This window comes from Paenibacillus jiangxiensis (genome assembly GCF_046098255.1).
In the GTDB taxonomy this organism is placed as follows: domain Bacteria; phylum Bacillota; class Bacilli; order Paenibacillales; family Paenibacillaceae; genus Paenibacillus; species Paenibacillus jiagnxiensis.
In genome coordinates, this window is sequence record NZ_JBJURI010000029.1 from 12,861 (window position 1) to 31,356 (window position 18,496).

18 protein-coding genes and 1 tRNA gene are annotated in these 18,496 nt (G+C 52.7%); 17 read left to right on the forward strand and 2 right to left on the reverse strand.

Annotation, left to right across the window (positions count from 1 at the left end; translation table 11 throughout):
• Nucleotides 1-15: 15 nt before the first annotated feature.
• The 13 genes from hisF to ACI1P2_RS24055 all read left to right on the forward strand — a co-directional run bounded on the left by hisF (nucleotide 16) and on the right by ACI1P2_RS24055 (nucleotide 13,025).
• On the forward strand, nucleotides 16-774 hold the full coding sequence (gene hisF, locus ACI1P2_RS23995; protein ID WP_355323828.1) for an imidazole glycerol phosphate synthase subunit HisF: 759 nt from the start codon (nucleotides 16-18) through the stop codon (nucleotides 772-774).
• Nucleotides 771-1,466 carry a bifunctional phosphoribosyl-AMP cyclohydrolase/phosphoribosyl-ATP diphosphatase HisIE gene (hisIE, locus tag ACI1P2_RS24000; protein WP_355323831.1) on the forward strand — a complete coding sequence of 232 codons (696 nt, stop codon included), beginning with the start codon at nucleotides 771-773 and terminating at the stop codon, nucleotides 1,464-1,466. The genes hisF and hisIE overlap by 4 nt, the downstream gene beginning before the upstream one ends.
• A 49-nt stretch (nucleotides 1,467-1,515) precedes the next feature.
• Entirely contained in the window at nucleotides 1,516-2,340 is an 825-nt protein-coding gene (gene hisJ, locus ACI1P2_RS24005) for a histidinol-phosphatase HisJ (protein WP_355323834.1), read from the forward strand.
• A 193-nt stretch (nucleotides 2,341-2,533) separates the two neighbouring features.
• A complete protein-coding gene (locus tag ACI1P2_RS24010; protein ID WP_355323837.1) occupies nucleotides 2,534-3,481 on the forward strand; it encodes a ribose-phosphate diphosphokinase in 948 nt (315 codons plus the stop codon).
• A 143-nt stretch (nucleotides 3,482-3,624) separates the two neighbouring features.
• On the forward strand, nucleotides 3,625-5,367 hold the full coding sequence (locus tag ACI1P2_RS24015) for a tetratricopeptide repeat protein (protein ID WP_355323840.1): 1,743 nt from the start codon (nucleotides 3,625-3,627) through the stop codon (nucleotides 5,365-5,367).
• Nucleotides 5,368-5,399: 32 nt separating this feature from the next.
• Nucleotides 5,400-6,353 carry a thioredoxin-disulfide reductase gene (trxB, locus tag ACI1P2_RS24020; protein WP_355323843.1) on the forward strand — a complete coding sequence of 318 codons (954 nt, stop codon included), beginning with the start codon at nucleotides 5,400-5,402 and terminating at the stop codon, nucleotides 6,351-6,353.
• A 282-nt stretch (nucleotides 6,354-6,635) separates the two neighbouring features.
• On the forward strand, nucleotides 6,636-7,586 hold the full coding sequence (locus ACI1P2_RS24025; protein WP_355323847.1) for an ROK family glucokinase: 951 nt from the start codon (nucleotides 6,636-6,638) through the stop codon (nucleotides 7,584-7,586).
• A gap of 46 nt (nucleotides 7,587-7,632) precedes the next feature.
• Nucleotides 7,633-8,535, forward strand: coding sequence for an RNase adapter RapZ (gene rapZ, locus ACI1P2_RS24030; RefSeq protein ID WP_355323850.1), 903 nt, complete (start codon nucleotides 7,633-7,635; stop codon nucleotides 8,533-8,535).
• A 15-nt stretch (nucleotides 8,536-8,550) separates the two neighbouring features.
• Entirely contained in the window at nucleotides 8,551-9,537 is a 987-nt protein-coding gene (locus ACI1P2_RS24035; protein WP_355323852.1) for a gluconeogenesis factor YvcK family protein, read from the forward strand.
• 5 nt (nucleotides 9,538-9,542) lie between these two features.
• Nucleotides 9,543-10,487, forward strand: coding sequence for a DNA-binding protein WhiA (whiA, locus tag ACI1P2_RS24040; RefSeq protein ID WP_355323855.1), 945 nt, complete (start codon nucleotides 9,543-9,545; stop codon nucleotides 10,485-10,487).
• 146 nt (nucleotides 10,488-10,633) lie between these two features.
• Nucleotides 10,634-10,903, forward strand: a complete 270-nt coding sequence (locus ACI1P2_RS24045) for an HPr family phosphocarrier protein (RefSeq protein WP_305757081.1) — start codon at nucleotides 10,634-10,636, stop codon at nucleotides 10,901-10,903.
• A gap of 134 nt (nucleotides 10,904-11,037) precedes the next feature.
• On the forward strand, nucleotides 11,038-11,796 hold the full coding sequence (locus ACI1P2_RS24050) for an SIMPL domain-containing protein (protein WP_355323858.1): 759 nt from the start codon (nucleotides 11,038-11,040) through the stop codon (nucleotides 11,794-11,796).
• Between the two features lie 146 nt (nucleotides 11,797-11,942).
• The gene (locus ACI1P2_RS24055; RefSeq protein ID WP_355323861.1) at nucleotides 11,943-13,025 is read left to right on the forward strand and encodes a PdaC/SigV domain-containing protein; all 1,083 of its coding nucleotides are present in this window, start codon (nucleotides 11,943-11,945) and stop codon (nucleotides 13,023-13,025) included.
• A 101-nt stretch (nucleotides 13,026-13,126) separates the two neighbouring features.
• On the opposite strand, the gene clpP is transcribed toward ACI1P2_RS24055, so the two are convergent.
• Both clpP and ACI1P2_RS24065 read right to left on the reverse strand, forming a co-directional pair.
• On the reverse strand, nucleotides 13,127-13,723 hold the full coding sequence (gene clpP / locus ACI1P2_RS24060; protein ID WP_355323864.1) for an ATP-dependent Clp endopeptidase proteolytic subunit ClpP: 597 nt from the start codon (nucleotides 13,721-13,723) through the stop codon (nucleotides 13,127-13,129).
• 194 nt (nucleotides 13,724-13,917) lie between these two features.
• A tRNA-Arg gene (locus ACI1P2_RS24065) sits at nucleotides 13,918-13,992 on the reverse strand.
• 294 nt (nucleotides 13,993-14,286) lie between these two features.
• Here ACI1P2_RS24065 and ACI1P2_RS24070 point away from each other — a divergent pair.
• The 4 genes from ACI1P2_RS24070 (at nucleotide 14,287) to tpiA (ending at nucleotide 18,496) form a co-directional block, all read left to right on the forward strand.
• Nucleotides 14,287-15,315 (forward strand): sugar-binding transcriptional regulator, encoded by a 1,029-nt coding sequence (locus ACI1P2_RS24070; RefSeq protein ID WP_355323867.1) that lies wholly within the window; start codon nucleotides 14,287-14,289, stop codon nucleotides 15,313-15,315.
• Between the two features lie 100 nt (nucleotides 15,316-15,415).
• Nucleotides 15,416-16,423 (forward strand): type I glyceraldehyde-3-phosphate dehydrogenase, encoded by a 1,008-nt coding sequence (gene gap, locus ACI1P2_RS24075; RefSeq protein ID WP_355323870.1) that lies wholly within the window; start codon nucleotides 15,416-15,418, stop codon nucleotides 16,421-16,423.
• A 118-nt stretch (nucleotides 16,424-16,541) separates the two neighbouring features.
• Entirely contained in the window at nucleotides 16,542-17,723 is a 1,182-nt protein-coding gene (locus ACI1P2_RS24080) for a phosphoglycerate kinase (RefSeq protein ID WP_355323873.1), read from the forward strand.
• Between the two features lie 20 nt (nucleotides 17,724-17,743).
• Nucleotides 17,744-18,496: a triose-phosphate isomerase gene (gene tpiA, locus ACI1P2_RS24085; protein WP_355323876.1), complete on the forward strand. Its 753-nt coding sequence runs from the start codon at nucleotides 17,744-17,746 to the stop codon at nucleotides 18,494-18,496.

Below are 18,496 nucleotides of genomic sequence, written 5' to 3' on the forward strand. Positions count from 1 at the left end.
AAAGGGGGCACATCGATGCTGGCGAAACGCATTATCCCGTGTCTGGACGTGAAGGACGGACGGGTGGTCAAAGGTGTTAATTTTGTGAATTTGCGCGATGCGGGCGATCCCGTGGAACTGGCTGCTCTTTATGACCGTGAAGGCGCCGACGAGATTGTTTTTCTGGATATCTCGGCGTCTGTAGAAGGCCGGGCAACCATGGAGGAAGTGGTTCGCCAGACCGCAGGAGAAATTACGATTCCGTTCACGGTGGGGGGAGGAATCTCCCACGTGGACGACATGAAACGGATTTTGCGCGCAGGCGCGGATAAGATCGGCATTAACACAGCAGCCGTCCTCAATCCACAGTTGATTACGGACGGTGCTCACAGCTTCGGCTCCCAATGTGTCGTTGTGGCGATCGACGCAAAGTATAACGAGGCATGGGGCGAGTGGGAGGTCTATACCCATGGCGGCAGAAAGCCATCCGGCATCCGTGCGCTGGCCTGGGCCAAGGATGCTGAAAAGCTGGGAGCAGGTGAAATTTTGCTGACCAGTATGGATGCGGACGGCACGAAGGATGGCTTCGATCTGCCGTTAACATCGGCTATTGTGGATGCGGTGGGCATCCCGGTCATCGCCTCCGGCGGAGCCGGGCGGAAGGAGCACTTCTATGATGTGTTCACCGAAGGAAAGGCGGATGCGGGGTTGGCGGCGACCATTTTTCATTATAAAGAAATTGCAATCCCTGAATTGAAGCGTGATTTGAAGGACAGAGGAGTGGAAATACGATGAGTGACGATATACGGCAGGAGCTTTCTCTGGAGCAGCTTTTGGAAAATGTTCGCTGGGATGACGCAGGTCTCGTTCCCGCCATTGTTCAGCATGCGGCTACGGGACAGGTGTTGACACTGGCTTATATGAATCAGGAGTCCTTGAGGCTGTCGCTGGAAACCGGTCAGACTTGGTTCTGGTCCCGTTCGAGGCAGGAGCTGTGGCATAAAGGGGCTACGTCCGGCAATACGCAGCAAATCGTCCGGATGAGCCTGGATTGCGACGGGGACAGTCTGGTGGTTCAGGTGAATCCGCAGGGCCCGGCCTGCCACACCGGGGAAGAGACCTGCTTCTACCGTGATATTGCCGTCGGTACGGATCAAGAGCTGCAGAGGGCAGCACGCTCAGGCAGCGGACGGTTTGCGGTGCTGGCCGAGCTGGAGGCTGTCATTGCGGAACGGGAGCGGACGCGCCCGGAAGGCGCATATACGACGTATCTGTTTGATAAAGGCGTGGATAAAATTCTGAAAAAAGTCGGCGAAGAGGCTTCCGAGACCATTATTGCCGCCAAAAATAAAAATAACGATGAGCTGCGGCTTGAGGTCAGCGACCTGATCTACCATCTGCTGGTGCTGCTGCAGGAGCGGAAGCTCCCGCTGGACGACATTATGGCCGAGCTGAACCGCAGACATGAACGGCCGCGCAGGGACTAATTTTCCGGCAGCGGCTTGAATCTATCATTTTGCAGAGGAGTAGCGTTATATGCGTATTGACTACCACACGCATCATGCCCGCTGCGGACATGCGTCCGGGAGTCTTGAGGAATATGTTCAGCAGGGAATCCGGCTCGGGCTTGACCAACTGGGATTGTCCGACCATATGCCGCTCCTGCATGTGAATCCGACGGATTATTACCCGGAGATGGCCATGCCGATGGAGGAGCTGCCGCGTTACGTGGAAGAATGCTTGGAGCTGAAGGAGCGTTACCGCGGGCAGATCGACATCCGCGTCGGCCTTGAAGGGGATTACATCGAAGGCTGGGAGCGGCAGATTGAGGACATTATCGTCTCTTATCCCTGGGATTATGTCATCGGATCGGTACATTTTCTGGGCGAGTGGGACGTGACGGATTTCCGCCAGGTGCATCATTGGGAGGGCAAGGATGTGCTCAGTGTGTACCGTACATACTATGATGCCGTAGCTAAAGCCGCTGCAACCGGCTTTTACGATATCATGGGGCATCTCGATGTGATCAAAAGATTCGGGCATAAGCCTGCTCCGGAGCAGGAAGAGGAGCTGCACGCGTTGGAAGAGGGTGCTCTGGCCGCCGTGGCGCGAAGCGGCCGCGCCATGGAGCTGAACGCCTCCGGCCTGTCCAAGCCGTGTGCAGAAATGTTCCCGAGCCGGCGCATGCTTGAGGAAGCATACCGGCTTGGTATCCCTGTAACCGTAGGCTCAGACGCGCATCAACCGGAGAAGCTGTCGGAGAATCTGGATCAGGCCAGATCGCTGCTCTATGAGGTTGGCTACCGTGAGCTGGCTGTGTTTAAGAAACGGGAGCGTTCCCGTGTTAAGCTAACCATATAATATATGTTCAAGCTGGTCATTTCTATAAATGGCCGGCTATTTCCATATGATGGCCCTGGAAGGTATAATAAAAACGTCTATCGACGTACATTCAAAAAAAGCCGGACCACGTTTAGCGGTAGTTTTTCAAAGTATACGAAAAATAGGCTGGCTGCCCAGTCATAGACCGTAAAGCTGCCGAAGGAGGAAAACGATGCATCAGTCCTTGCGTATTTTTTCCGGATCCTCGAATCCGATGCTTGCCCGCAAAATGTGCGACAAGCTGGGCGTGGAGCCGGGCAAAATCAAGCTGTCCCGTTTCAAAAGCGGGGAGATTTATGTGCATTATGAAGAGAGCATTCGGAACTGTGACGTTTTTCTTGTGCAGTCTTTGGCCCACCCCGTCAATGAACTGTTCGTAGAGCTGCTTGTCATGATCGATGCAGCCAAACGGGCTTCGGCACGTACCATTAACGTTATTATTCCCTATTACGGGTATGCCCGGCAGGAGCGCAAATCTGCGCCGCGTGAGCCCATTTCCGCCAAAATGGTGGCCGATGTGCTGACAACGGTCGGGGCTTCACGGGTCGTTACGCTGGATCTGCATGCGGCGGCCATACAGGGCTTTTTTAATATTCCGGTGGATCATCTGACCGCGCTCGATTTGATCAGTGAATATCTGCGCACGCGCGGCATCGAAAGGCCTGTCGTCGTATCGCCGGACGCGGGCAGGGCTTCCATGGCGGAGAAGCTGGCGAACCGCATGGACTCGCCCTTTTCCATCATGATCAAGAAAAGACCGGCTCACAATGAATCCGTTATCACGCATCTTATAGGCGATGTAGAAGGCAGAACGCCTGTTATTATTGAAGATTTAATTGATACCGGTTCCACGATCATTAATGTGGTTGAGGGGCTTAAGGAAAAAGGGGCAGGAGAGGCCATCGTATGTGCGACCCATGGCCTGTTCTCCGGCTCCGCCCTGGAAAAGCTGAAGCATCCATATATCCGGGAGGTTGTCGTTACGGACTCCATCCAGCTGCCGGAGGAGGTTCCGGACGGGCTTACGGTGCTTTCCGTCGCCCCAATGCTGGCCCGTGCCGTCCGCATCATTGTGGAGGGCGGATCGATTGCTACTTTATTCAAAGACGCGGGTGTATAAGCTCGTGTCTCTTTGAGCTGTATTTCATGAAATCGTATGGGTGAATTTACAGAAAACAAGCTTTCAAATGGGATGAGCAGCGGTCAATCTTATGTTATAATGTATAGGCTCAATAGCAAGTTAAAGGAGGTGCCTTTGTTATTATGAAAGGCAAAAACCTGCGGGTTACGGACACTCGCCCCAATATCATTGCCCTGCGTCTTGACGCGTCTTTTTTCTTTGAGAGAGCCGTCCGCTCGCTGGATCGCAATCATTATGACAAGGCATTGAAATATTTTCGCAAGGCTGTGGAATATGAACCGGATAATCCCGTGAATCATTGCAATATGGCGGGTATATTATCTGAGATGGGGGATTACCAGGGTTCCAATGATGTGCTGGAATCCATTCTGAAGAATGTCAATCCGTCGATGACGGAATGCTATTTCTATATGGCCAACAACTATGCCAACATGGAGCAGTTTGAGGCAGCCGAGAAAGCGCTTGTAACCTATCTTGAAGAGGATGAGGAAGGCCACTTCCTGGAGGAAGCGGAAGACATGATGGAGCTGCTCTACTATGAGCTGAACCGTCCGACCAAGCTGAACCGGATCAAAGCGCGGCAGGGCGCCGTCGAGCATGATCAGGCCCGCCTGCTGCTGGAGGAAGGCAAGTTCGCGCAGGCTGCGAAGCTGCTGGAGCAAATCTCCGGCGACCAGCCTGATCTGCTGGCGGCGCGCAACAACCTGGCGCTCTCCTACTATTATATGGGGATGTTCGAGAAGGCGAAGGAGACCATCCTGCAGGTGCTGCAGGACGAACCGGGCAACCTGCATGCGCTCTGCAACCTGGCTATATTTTATCAGAATGAGGGCGGGGGCCCCGATCTCGATGCGCTGCTGGAGAGTCTGGCGATCATCGTTCCCTTCCAGCAGGACCAGGTGTTCAAGCTGGGAACGACGATGGGCATCATGGGCCGTCACGAAGAGGCCTACAGGCACTTCCGCCGGCTGCTGAAGGATAGCGAGAATAAGGCGGACGCCTCTTTGTCCCACTATGCTGCCGTGGCCGCAAGCAATACGGGAAGGTATGCGGAGGCGGAACGGCTGTGGGAGCATGTGAAGCAGCTCGATCCGGAATCGGAAACACCGCGTTTCTATCTGTCCCGGCTGAATGAACTACTCGGCAAGGGCCAGCCCATGGAGAAGCTCAGCTACCACTATCATCTGCCTTTTGATGAGCAGTTCAAGCTGTGGGAGAAATACGGAAGCCGCAGCGTGCCGGAAGAAATGAAGAAGGACCCGCTTGTGCGGTCATCGTTCTTCTGGGCGCTCCGCCATGGAGACGATGCGACCAAGTCCCAGGTCATCCAAGCCTTGACGCTGATTGGCGACGAAGAGGTGCGGGAGGCGCTCGGCCTGCTGCTTGCCGATCTGTCCCAGGCTCCGGCGCTGAGGGAGCAGGCCAGAGCGGCGTTAGAGGATATGGATGCCGGAAGGTCGTCCGCTCATGCATCAGTGCCTGACGGGACGCTGGCGGAACAGACATTGGAGCAGAGAGCGGAGGCTGTCGATCCGCAGATTCAGGCGGTGCTGGATAAGGCATTTTCCGTGATGGGCAAGCGTTATGACACTGCCCAGCAGAACGATCTGAAAGATCTGTGGCTCGAGTACCTGGACCGGATCAGCCCGGAGGGCTTTACCATTCAGCATGTGGAGGGCTGGGCGGCGGCTCTTGAATATTTGACGGCCAAAATGCATCACACCCGGGCAACCTACAGGGAGATTGCCGACCGGTACGGCATCTCGGTATCCACTGTCAGCCGTTACGCCCGCCAGATTGACAGCGTCTGCGGAATCAAGCAGAAAATGGCTCAGCGTCTCCCTTCTTTTACCGAAAGGGTATAAATATCTAATAATCTCTGAAGGAGGTACCACCTATGTACAAATCCATTATCATCGGAACAGGCCCTGCAGGATATACGGCAGCCATCTATCTGGCGCGCGCCAACATGAATCCTCTTGTTATTGAAGGCATGCAGCCAGGCGGGCAGCTGACAACAACGACCGAAATCGAGAACTTCCCCGGATTCCCGGAAGGGATTATGGGACCCGAGTTAATGGATAACATGCGCAAGCAGGCCGAACGCTTCGGCGCGGAATTCAGATCCGGCTGGGTGGAGGAAGTGGATTTCAGCAAGCGTCCCTTCAAAGTCAAGGTGGAAGGACAGGGTGTACTTGAAGCGGAAACGGTTATCATCGCTACCGGAGCATCCGCCAAATATTTGGGCATCCCCGGCGAGCAGGATAACGTGGGCCGCGGGGTCAGCACCTGCGCGACCTGTGACGGCTTCTTCTTCCGCGGCAAGAAGATTATTGTGGTCGGCGGCGGCGATTCCGCCATGGAGGAAGCGGGCTTCCTGACACGTTTTGCCTCCTCCGTGACACTGGTTCACCGCCGCGAAGAGCTGCGCGCCTCCAAGATCATGCAGGATCGTGCCCGCGATAACGAGAAAATCCAGTGGGCGCTGGGCCGTACTCCGGTTGAAGTCATTGCAGGCGACAACGGGGTAAAAGGGCTCAAGGTGCGCAATAACGAGACTGGCCGGGAGGAACTGATTGAAGCGGACGGTGTCTTCGTAGCGATCGGACATACGCCGAACACAGGCTTCCTGGGCGGCAAAATTACGACCGATGACCACGGCTACATTCAAGTGAAGCCGGGTACGACCGAGACGAATATCCCGGGCGTCTTTGCATGCGGCGACGTGCAGGACAACCGTTACCGTCAGGCTATTTCCGCGGCCGGCACAGGTTGTATGGCAGCCATGGATGCCGAGAAATTCCTTGAAGGCAGCATGGTACATGACTGGAGCGAAACGCTCGACAAGTAATCTGTAGAAGCATATGCGGCTTTGCAGCGTTTATTTCACCGAGAGCACCCGTACAGTATATCTTGCGGGTGTTTTTTTCAGGAGCCGGTGTGTTAAAGACTTCACGAAACTTTGCGGAACTCAAGCATTCCCCGCAGGCCTGTAAGCTGCTTCCCGCGCCTTGACCGGATGGGGAGGTTCGCTTATAGTTGGATACGAGACTTACTATATGGAACCATCGTTTGCCGGTGCCATTTGATAGACCGGGAACCATTATATGTATAGAAAAAGGTGGCTTGTAACATGTCTGAAAGCATCTATATCGGCGTGGATTTGGGCGGTACAACAATCAAAGTCGGCATCTGCAATGTGGAAGGGCAGCTTTTGCAAACCTATGAAGGTCCTACCGAGGTGGCTAAGGGTGTGGACACCGTCCTGGCCAATATCGAGAAGTACGTAAGACTTATTGTGGAGCAGTCTCCATACAGCTGGGACCAGCTGCAGGGAGTTGGCGCCGGTATTGCGGGTTTTCTGAACGTACGTGACGGAGTAGTCGTGCTTGCGCCGAATATAGGCTTTCGGGACGTACCGATTCGGGCCACATTGGAGGAGCGGCTGGGCAAGCCGATCAAAATTGACAACGATGCCAACGTGGCGGCACTGGGCGAAGCCTGGGCCGGAGCGGGCAAAGGTGTGGGCAATTGTGTATGCTTCACGCTGGGGACCGGTGTAGGCGGCGGCATTATTATCGACGGGAAAATTTATCAGGGCTTCTCCGGCATGGCGGGGGAAGTCGGCCATATCGCTGTTGTGCCAGATCTTGAAGCAATCCAGTGCGGCTGCGGCAAAATGGGCTGTCTGGAGACGGTTTCTTCAGCTACGGGCATTATCCGGATGGCCAACGATGCGGTGGAGCGCGGCGATCGTACGTCTCTTGCCACCGTGGAGAAAATCGCGGCCAAGGACGTCTTTGATGCTGCCAAGGCCGGGGACGAAGTGGCGCTGCGCATTGTGGGCCGGGCAGCTTTTTATCTGGGCAAATCCATGGCCACAACGGCCGCGCTGTTGAACCCGGAGATGTTCATTATCGGCGGCGGCGTATCCAAGGCGGGCGACATTCTGTTCGACGAATTGCGGCAGGTATTCGCTCAATTGACTCCGGAGCCGCTGCAGCGCGGCACATCCATTGTGCCGGCTACGCTGGGGAACGATGCAGGAATCGTCGGGGCGGCCGGATTGCTTCTGCGGTCCTAGTGCCCGGCTTATCATTTTTGGATTATGGGAAGGGGAAAGAAGGAACATGTCGGAAAATAATAACACGGCACCGCCGGCAGGCGCGACGCTGATTATTATTACGGGGATGTCCGGTGCGGGCAAGACGATCGCCGTACAGAGCCTGGAGGATCTCGGTTTCTTTTGCGTTGATAACCTGCCGCCTGTCCTTATTCCCAAATTTGCAGAGCTGATTGAGCAGTCCAACGGTAAAATCGGCAAGGTGGCGCTGGTGATCGATTTGCGCGGACGGGAATTTTTCACAGCTCTCTCGGAATCCTTGAATTATATTAAAGATCATTTTACGATTCACTGTGAAATTCTGTTTCTTGATGCCAATGACAGCGTCCTGGTTCAACGTTATAAGGAGAGCCGACGCCGTCATCCCCTCGCCCCGGAAGGCATGCCGCTTGACGGCATCCGTCTGGAGCGAAAGATGCTGGAGAATCTCAAAAGTTCGGCGACACAGGTCATCGACACCAGCACAATGAAGCCTTCCGTGCTGAAGAAGCGTATTATATCGAGGTTCTCCCATCTGGAAAGCAGTCTGCTCTCCATCAACATCATGTCCTTCGGGTTCAAATACGGGATCCCTATTGATGCAGACCTTGTGTTTGACGTGCGTTTTCTGCCCAATCCGCATTATGTAGAGACATTGCGGCCGAATACCGGGATGGACAGCGACGTATATGAATATGTAATGAAGTGGCCTGAAACCCAGACCTTTCTGACGAAGCTGATGGATATGCTGCATTTCCTGATCCCGCAGTACCGCAAGGAGGGCAAGAGTCAGGTCATAATCGGTATAGGATGCACCGGAGGCAAGCACCGGTCGGTGGCCATCTCCGAATATCTTGGTAAAATGCTTGGAACGAGTGAAACGGAGGCCGTTGCGGTAAGCCACCGGGACGCGGATCGGGATCGGCATTGATATAGAGGTGAAATTATGAAATTAGCGGGAACACAGCTGGAGCGTCCGCGCATTGTCGTGATGGGCGGCGGAACAGGGCTGTCCGTCATGCTGCGGGGATTAAAGCAAAAGCCGCTGGATATTACGGCGATCGTCACCGTTGCTGACGACGGGGGAAGCTCCGGCATCCTGCGCAGCGAGCTGCAAATGCCGCCCCCGGGAGATATCCGGAACGTACTGACGGCCCTGGCCGATGTCGAGCCGCTGATGGCGGATTTGCTCAAATACCGCTTCAGCTCGGGCTCGGGATTGGCGGGTCATAGTCTGGGCAATCTTATTTTGGCGGCTATGACTGATATTTCGGGTGATTTTGTTACAGGTGTTCGTGAGCTGAGCCGTGTATTTGCTGTACGTGGGCGGGTGCTGCCTGCGGCAGAGGAAGCCGTGGTGCTGCATGCGGAAATGGAAGACGGAAGCGTGGTCTCGGGCGAGTCCAAGATCCCGGAAGCCGGTGGCCGCATCAAACGCGTTTTCCTTGAGCCGACTCACGTGGAGCCGTTGCCTGAGGCGGTGGAGGCGATCGAACGGGCCGATGCCATTTTGATTGGACCGGGGAGCCTGTATACGAGCATACTGCCCAACCTGCTGGTGCCCAAGCTGGCCGAAGCGGTTGTGGCCTCGCAGGCCGTTAAAATTTTCATATGCAATGTCATGACACAGCCGGGGGAAACTGATAATTATAGTGTCGGGGATCACCTGCAGGCTGTTTATGAACATGTAGGCCATCAGCTTTTTGACTATGTGATTGTCAACAACGGGGACATTCCGCCCCAGGTGCTGGATAAATATGCGGAACAGGGCGCCAAGCCGGTTCAGCTGGACCTGGATTCGGTGACCGGACAGGGGTATAAAGTGGTGGCTGATACGCTGGTCCTGTTCAGAACGTATCTGCGGCATGATGCCGACAAGCTGAGCCAGCATATTTATCAGCTCGTGCAAAACTGGATATTACGAAGGAGGTGAGTCCCTTGTCTTTTGCGGCCCAAACGAAAAAAGAGCTGACGATGATTGAAGCCCAGTCCTGCTGTGAGAAGGCCGAGCTGTCGGCGCTGATCCGGATGCTGGGGTCCGTGCAGCTTTCGAACAAAAAAGTGGTATTGGACATTTCCACCGAAAACGCCGCGATCGCAAGGCGCATTTACTCCTTCATTAAAAAGCATTTTCAAGTGCATACCGAACTGCTGGTCCGCAAGAAAATGCGGCTCAAGAAAAACAATGTGTACATTGTCCGCATTCCGGACCGGGTTCAAGAGATTTTGAAGGAGCTGTACATCGTCTCAGAGGGGTTTCTGTTTACAGACGGGATTAATCCGGCGATAATTCGGAAAAACTGTTGTAAACGGGCTTATCTGCGGGGGGCGTTCATGGCCGGGGGCTCGGTGAATAATCCGGAGGGCTCCTCCTATCATCTGGAAATTGCCTCGATGTACGAAGAGCACTGCCAGGCACTGGTGGATCTCGCGAACGAGTTTCACTTGAATGCCCGTTGTATTGAACGGAAGAAGGGGTTCATCCTTTACATTAAAGAAGGCGAGAAAATCATTGAGTTCCTGAGCATTATCGGTGCTCATCAGGCTTTGTTCAAGTTTGAGGATGTGCGCATCATGCGTGACATGCGGAACTCGGTCAATCGGATCGTAAACTGTGAAACCGCGAATCTGAACAAGACGATCGGAGCGGCGGTCCGTCAAATCGAAAATATCAAGCTGCTGCAGAAGGAGGTCGGGCTGAATTCCCTGCCGGACAAACTTCGGGAAGTGGCTGAAATCCGCCTGGCCCATCCTGACATGAATCTGAAAGAGGTCGGGGAGCTGCTGAAAGGTACGGTCAGTAAATCCGGGGTAAATCACCGGTTGCGGAAGATTGATGAGCTGGCTGACAAGGTCCGGGCAGAGCGGGGAATCATCCTGTAGCCCGTCTGACAGGCACGCATGGAGAGGGGTGCCTGTTTTTTTTCTAGTTTATGATTCAGGTTGATGGTATAATGTGATAAATAAAATGGAATAAATGTGGTTTTAATTCATTTGTCAATTTACTTATAAAGGGGGAACCGTTTTTCATGACTAAACATCCGGTAGTTGTACGTTTGAAAACAGGATTGCATGCAAGACCTGCTGCATTGTTCGTACAGGAAGCCAATAAATATTCCTCGGAAGTGTTTGTAGAAAAGGACGACAAGAAAGTGAATGCCAAGAGCATCATGGGCATTATGAGCCTTGCCATCAGTTCCGGCACAGAAATTTATGTCAGTGCTGAAGGCGCGGACGCAGAACAGGCTGTAAACGCTTTAGTAAGTCTCGTAAGCAAGGAAGAGCTGGAAAACCAGTAAAGAGCGGCTTGCTTGAAAGAAGGGGGTCCCTGGGAACAGGGACTTTTTTTATTGCCTGCAACTTTTTGGCGCTGGCTCCGTCTAGAGGGTACGATCGATCTCATGAAAAAAGTACCATAAAGGAGCGGATTACAGTGAAAATGTGGGCAAAAACAGCGGGAGCAGCTTTGCTGGCAGGAACAGTGTTTGTTAGCGGATTTGGCGGGTTGGACTTCGGGGGCAGCAGCGGTAAAGCATATGCTGAAGCCGTTAATGTCGTCCGTAATGTTATCAGTGTGGATGGCGAAGGTGAAATCTCCGTAAGCCCGGATATCGCCTACCTGTCCATCGGTGTCCAGACACAGGGCAAGACGGCAGCCGCCGCCCAGAAAGAGAACGCACAGATCATGGACAAGGTGAACAATTTGCTCAAGACAAGCTGGGGTATTAACACCAAGGATATCAAGACAACCCAGTTTTCGGTTCAGCCGGATTACGCTTATAGCGAAGAGGATGGGCAGAAGCTTAAAGGTTATACAGCTTATCATACGCTGAACGTGGCTTATCGTGATCTGTCCAAAATCGGACAGCTGCTTGATGCGGCAGCCGGTGCCGGCGCCAACAACATTGATGGTGTCCGGTTTACGGTAGAGAACCCAGAGAAATATGAAGAAGAAGTGATTGCCAAAGCGCTGTCCAATGCGCAGATGAAGGCTTCCGCAGTAGCCAAAGCGGCCAACCGCCAGCTGGGCAGCCTGCTGAACGTCAATTTGGCAAATGCCGATGCGCCTGTGTTTTACCGCGAGGTTGCCATGGCTAAATCTGAAGATTCCGCCGCTGGCGCCAGTACTTCCGTAGAACCCGGCCAGATTACGCTGGACACCCGTTTGAGCGCGCAGTATGAAATGAACTGATGACACGATAAAAACCGATGAGCCGGAAAGAGTCAGGATTGTAACCCAACCTGTAACATTTTCCGGCTCGAATTGTTTTAAGATATCTCTCAGATGGTTAATTCATATCGCTACTTGCATCTAGGATCAGAGGAGGACATCAACAAATGAACATTAAGACAAAACGGCTGGGTACAGCGCTGCTTGCAGCCGCTCTGGTCACCGGCGGAGTTACGGCACCTATTTCCGAGCTGCACGCGGCAGGAAGCGCATCCCAAGCTGCTCAGCAAACCCAGGTAACCTTGAAATGGAACGGCAAGGCCCTTCAGACGAAAGGGCTTATGATCAAAGGGCAAACCCTGATACCGGTCGCGGCCCTGAGGGATGATTTGAAGCTGCCTGTGTCGTATAATGCGTCCGACAAGTCTTATACGATCGGCGCCAACTATAACAAGCTGAAAATTGCAATGGGGTATGATGAGCCGTACGTCAATGTAAACGGGGTACATACGGTTGATATGCAGGCCCGAATGGTCAATAACCGACTCTTTGTTCCTATCGGCCACCTGAAGGCTTATCTCGGCATTGACGCTGCCTGGAACGCAGCCGCCAAGACGGTCAGCATGACCAAAAGCCAGCTGAATTCCGTCTCCATCAAAACGGTAAACCTGTCCCAGGAAAAGTCGGATACGGTGAATTTCGATCTGAAATATCCTCAGCTCACAGGCAACCAGGCTGGTGTGGATAAGATCAATGCCGTGCTGAAGCAGCACGAAGAAAAGGTGCTGGCAGAGATCAAGAAGCAAATCAAAGAGATCGGAGAAGCTACCCCAGACCGACCTTATCAATTTGAAAGCAATTATGCCGTGATCTACAACAGGGGAGGTTTTATCAGCCTGATTGTGGATGACTATTCCTATTATGGCGGCGCTCACGGCTCCACTGCCCGCACAGCATTTACATTCTCCCTGGAGGATGGCAAGCAGTTGGGACTTGGCGATGTGTTGAAAGCTAATCCGGATTACAAGAAGACGCTGAACAACAAGCTGCTCAAGCAAGTGCCGGTATCCAACGGATATTTGGATGGCTTTAAGGGGCTTTCGGATAAACCGGATTTCTATGTCACTGGAACAGGCATCGTTATTTTCTTCCAGCAGTACGAGTATACCGCTTATGCGGCTGGTATTCCGGAGTTCTACTACGCCTTTGCTGATCTGCTCCCCGCCGGGGCCAAACCGTTCGGAAAATAAATTCGGAAAAAAAAGAAAATCCGCCCCACGTTCCTGCTGCAGGAACATGGGGCGGATTTTTTGTACATGCTGCTTATAAAAATTTGTTCGCGGTTCGCGGCTTAGACTCCTTGTGGAGGAGTGCTGGAAATCACCTGATCGATCAGACCGTATTCTTTGGCTTCGTCAGCCGTCATGAAGTAGTCGCGGTCGGTATCCTTCTCGATGCGGTCCAGCGGCTGGCCGGTACGCTCGGAGAGGATGCGGTTCAGCTTATCCCGCATTTTCAGGATACGGCGCGCACGGATTTCGATATCCGTCGCTTGGCCTTGAGCGCCGCCCAGAGGCTGGTGAATCATAACCTCACTGTTCGGCAGAGCGAAGCGCTTGCCCTTGGCACCTGCATTCAGCAGGAATGCGCCCATGGAAGCGGCCATCCCTACGCAGATAGTGGATACGTCGGGTTTGATAAACTGCATCGTATCGTAAATCGCCATGCCGGCTGTGATGGAACCGCCGGGGCTGTTGATGTACAGGTGGATGTCTTTTTCCGGATCTTCCGCAGTCAGAAACAGCATTTGCGCGATAATGGAGTTGGCGACCACGTCATTCACGTCAGACCCGAGGAAAATGATACGGTCCTTCAGCAATCTGGAGTAAATGTCATAGGCTCTCTCACCGCGGTTGGTTTGTTCAACGACCATAGGAATGTAGCTCACGTAAAACCCTCCCTTAAATATGTGCTAGGATACGTACTACCTGATACAGGTAAAGTCTCCATAATAAACTGTTACCGTATTACCCACATCATAAACAATTTCAAGCAAAAAGTCAAAGAAAGTCAAACTATTGGTGAAAAAAAAGAGCCCTCTGCGCTCCCGTTGGTTAAACAGTATATATAAACTCAAATAAATGGCGCGCCCGCGAGGAATCGAACCTCGATCTCAGGCTCCGGAGGCCTACGTCATATCCATTGGACCACGGGCGCATATTTCAGTATTCCTATGAAATAGGACACAAAAATGATTATATGCGACTCATTGGCAAAATGCAAGTTTTTATTTCAGCGGTCTGGCAAATAACTTTTACGTTAATAATAGTTGCTGAACCGCTGCGCATAATCGGCTGGAGGAATGAGAAATATAGGTTCTGACACTTGCATGTGAGGTTGGAATTGGTTAAAATGATTGTGGGACTTAAAAAGTTAACCCGGGACATTTTAAGACCAACCAAGGCCACAAAGTGAAAGATGAACCAGTAGAAGTCTGCGGGAGTGGAAAGCATGCGAAATATATTAGAAATTCAGAAGCAGCTTCTGCCCGATCTCACGGATGTATTGAAGAAAAGGTATACTATCCTTCATCAGATCATGCTGTCAGACGTCATTGGGCGCAGAACGCTTGCGGCATCGTTACATATGACCGAACGTGTGCTGCGCGCCGAAACCGATCTTTTGAAAGCCCAGGGCCTTATAGAGATTGAGAGTATTGGCATGCGGGTGAGCGAAGCCGGCAGGGAGCTGCTGGAGCAGCTTGAGCCCATTGCCAAAGAGCTGTTCGGATTGTCTTTGCTTGAGGACCAGATCCGTCAGGCTTACAACCTGCGCAAGGTGATTGTCGTGCCAGGCGATTCGGATACGTCGCCGATGACCAAACGGGAGTTGGGACGGGCTGGAGCGAAGGCGCTGCTGAGCGTTATGGGGGATGAGGATATTGTGGCCGTTACGGGCGGCACCACCATTGCTGATGTGGCTGAGCACCTGACGACACCGTCCGGCGGACCGATGAAGGGCGGATGGTTTGTGCCGGCCCGCGGGGGTTTGGGTGAAAGCCTGGAAATGCAGGCAAACTCCATCGTGTCCAAGATGGCCCGCAACGTAGGAGCGCAGTACAGACTGCTGCATGTGCCGGATCTGTTGAGCCAGGAGGCCTATGAGTCGCTTGTCCAGGATCATATGATTCAGGAGATTGTGGAGACGATCCGCAAGAGCCGGATTATTATTCATGGGATCGGCAATGCCATGGCAATGGCGAAAAGGCGCAGGCTTGACCCGGATACGGTGGCGGAGATCCAGGCTGAAGGAGCGGTGGCTGAATCTTTTGGCTACTACTTTAATGAAAAGGGTGTCGTTGTGCACCGGATGCTTACCATTGGGCTGCGTCTCGAGGACATTATGAGGACGGATATCGTTCTCGGCATCGCCGGGGGCGCGAGCAAGGCGGCGGCGATTCGGGCTGTGCTGCGGTTTGGTCAGGAGGACATTCTGGTCACCGACGAAGCGGCGGCGGAAATCATCGTACGCAATTTCTGAGTTGTTTTTAAAGGAAGTACTTTAATAATTGTTGTCTTGACTGGCCTCACCGCCTGTCTTGAATAAATAAAAACATACAAAACTTGGGAGGAACTTACTCATGGTTAAAGTAGGTATTAACGGTTTTGGACGTATCGGCAGACTGGCTTTCCGTCGTATTCAAAATGTGGAAGGCATTGAAGTAGTAGCAATCAACGACTTGACTGACGCCAAAATGTTGGCTCATTTGCTGAAATATGATACAACTCAAGGACGTTTCGACGGAGACGTTGAAGTACATGACGGCTTCTTCAAAGTAAACGGCAAAGAAGTTAAAGTTCTGGCTAACCGCAACCCTGAAGAGCTGCCTTGGGGCGAACTGGGCGTTGACATCGTGCTGGAGTGCACAGGCTTCTTCACGACTAAAGAAGCAGCCGAAAAGCACCTGAAAGGCGGCGCTAAGAAAGTTGTGATCTCCGCACCAGCTACAGGCGACATGAAAACAATCGTGTACAACGTAAACCACAACACACTGGATGGTACTGAAACCGTAATCTCCGGTGCTTCCTGTACAACTAACTGCCTGGCTCCTATGGCTAAAACATTGAACGACAAGTTCGGTGTTGTGGAAGGTCTGATGACTACAATCCACGCTTACACTGGCGATCAAAACACTTTGGACGCTCCGCATGCTAAAGGCGACTTCCGTCGTGCACGCGCTGCTGCCGAGAACATCATTCCTAACACAACTGGCGCTGCTAAAGCGATCGGTCTGGTTATCCCTGAACTGCAAGGCAAACTGGACGGTGCTGCACAGCGCGTTCCGGTTGCAACTGGTTCCCTGACTGAGCTGGTAACTGTTCTGGAGAAAAACGTAACTGTAGACGAAGTCAACGCAGCAATGAAAGCAGCTTCCGATCCGGAAACTTACGGATACACAGAAGACGAAATCGTATCTTCCGATATCAAAGGTATGACTTTCGGTTCCCTGTTCGACGCTACTCAAACAAAAGTGTTGACTGTCGGCGACAAACAGCTGGTTAAAACTGTAGCTTGGTACGACAACGAAATGTCCTACACTGCTCAGCTGGTTCGTACGCTGGAGCACTTCGCAAAGCTGGCTAAGTAATAACGGCTCGGCGAAAAATGAAACAACATAGAGCGGAAACATTCCATTGTTTCCGCTCTTTATATATGACTTCCTTGTATTGCACATCAACAAATTCATGGTGCGGAGGAGAATCGATATGAACAAGAAAAGTGTTCGCGATGTAGATGTAACCGGCAAAAGAGTGTTTGTCCGCGTGGATTTCAACGTTCCTGTGGAGGACGGCAAAATCACCGACGACAAGCGTATCCGTGAAACTTTGCCAACCATTAACTACCTGATCGAAAAAGGTGCTAAAATTATTTTGGCAAGCCATTTCGGACGTCCAAAAGGCGAAGTGGTTGAATCCATGCGTTTGACACCTGTGGCGGCACGCCTGTCCGAGCTGCTCGGCAAACCTGTGGCTAAAGCTGACGAGGCTGTTGGTGAAGCGGTAAAAGCAAAAGTAGCCGAGCTGCAAAACGGCGATGTGCTGCTGCTTGAGAACGTCCGCTTCTATCCAGGCGAAGAGAAGAACGATCCTGAACTTGCGAAGCAATTTGCTGAGCTGGCAGATCTGTTCGTTAATGACGCATTTGGCGCAGCTCACCGTGCGCATGCTTCCACGGAAGGCATTGCACATCTGCTGCCGGCGGTATCCGGTCTGCTGATGGAGAGAGAGCTGTCCGTACTGGGCAAAGCGCTGTCCAATCCGGATCGTCCGTTTACGGCTATTGTCGGCGGTTCCAAGGTTAAGGACAAGATCGACGTGATCAATAACCTGATTACCCTTGCGGACAACATCATCATCGGTGGCGGCCTGAGCTACACCTTCCTGAAGGCACAAGGCTATGAAATCGGCAAGTCTCTGCTGGATGACTCCAAGCTGGACGAATCCCTTGGCTTTATCGAGAAAGCCAAAAGCCTGGGCAAAAAATTCTACCTGCCGGTGGATATAGTGGTAGCAGATGATTTCAGCGCTTCCGCGAATACACAAATCGTGGACATTGACGGAATCCCAGCAGAATGGGAAGGCGTGGACATCGGTCCGAAAACCCGTGCAATCTATGCGGATGTCATCAAAAACTCCAAGCTGGTCGTATGGAACGGACCAATGGGCGTATTTGAAATTGATCCATTCTCCAAAGGTACCCTTGAAGTAGCGGAAGCCTGCGCGGCAACCGAAGGTTACACCATCATCGGTGGCGGCGATTCTGCGGCTGCAGCGGAGAAATTTGGTCTGGCCGACAAGATGGATCACATCTCCACTGGCGGCGGCGCTTCCCTTGAGTTCATGGAAGGCAAGGCACTTCCAGGCGTTGTAGCATTGAACGACAAGTAAAAAGCAGGGAGCTGAATAGAGTGAGAACACCGATTATTGCAGGCAACTGGAAAATGTTCAAAACGGTTCCTGAAGCAACAGACTTCATCCAGAACGTGAAAGGCAAAGCTGAAGTGGAAGGCGTAGAGAGCGTCATTTGCGCGCCATTCACGAACCTGCCGGCTCTGGTGGAAGCTGTGAAAGGAACCTCCATCAAAATTGGAGCACAAAACCTTCACTTTGCTGAAGACGGTGCTTATACAGGCGAAATCAGCGGCCGCATGCTGAAGGATCTTGGCGTGGACTACGTCGTTATCGGACACTCCGAGCGCCGTCAATATTTCGCGGAAACGGATGAGACCGTGAACAAGAAAGTTCATGCGGCATTCCGCAACGATCTGACTCCGATCGTATGTGTCGGTGAGAAGCTGGAAGAGCGTGAAGCCGGACAAACGAAGGAAGTCTGCAAAGTGCAGACAGAAGCTGCTTTTGCGGGCCTTCCGCAGGATCAAGCGGCGAAGGTTGTCGTGGCTTACGAACCGATCTGGGCTATCGGAACAGGCAAATCTTCTACGGCCCAGGATGCCAATGAAGTGATTGCCTACATCCGTTCGCTGATTAAAGAGCTGTATGACGAGAGCACTGCCAATGCAGTCCGCATTCAATACGGTGGCAGCGTAAAACCCGAAAATGTAACAGAATACATGGGCCAAAGTGACATCGACGGCGCACTGGTTGGCGGGGCAAGCCTGCAGCCGGATTCCTATATCGCGCTTGTTGAGGGGGCGAAGTAA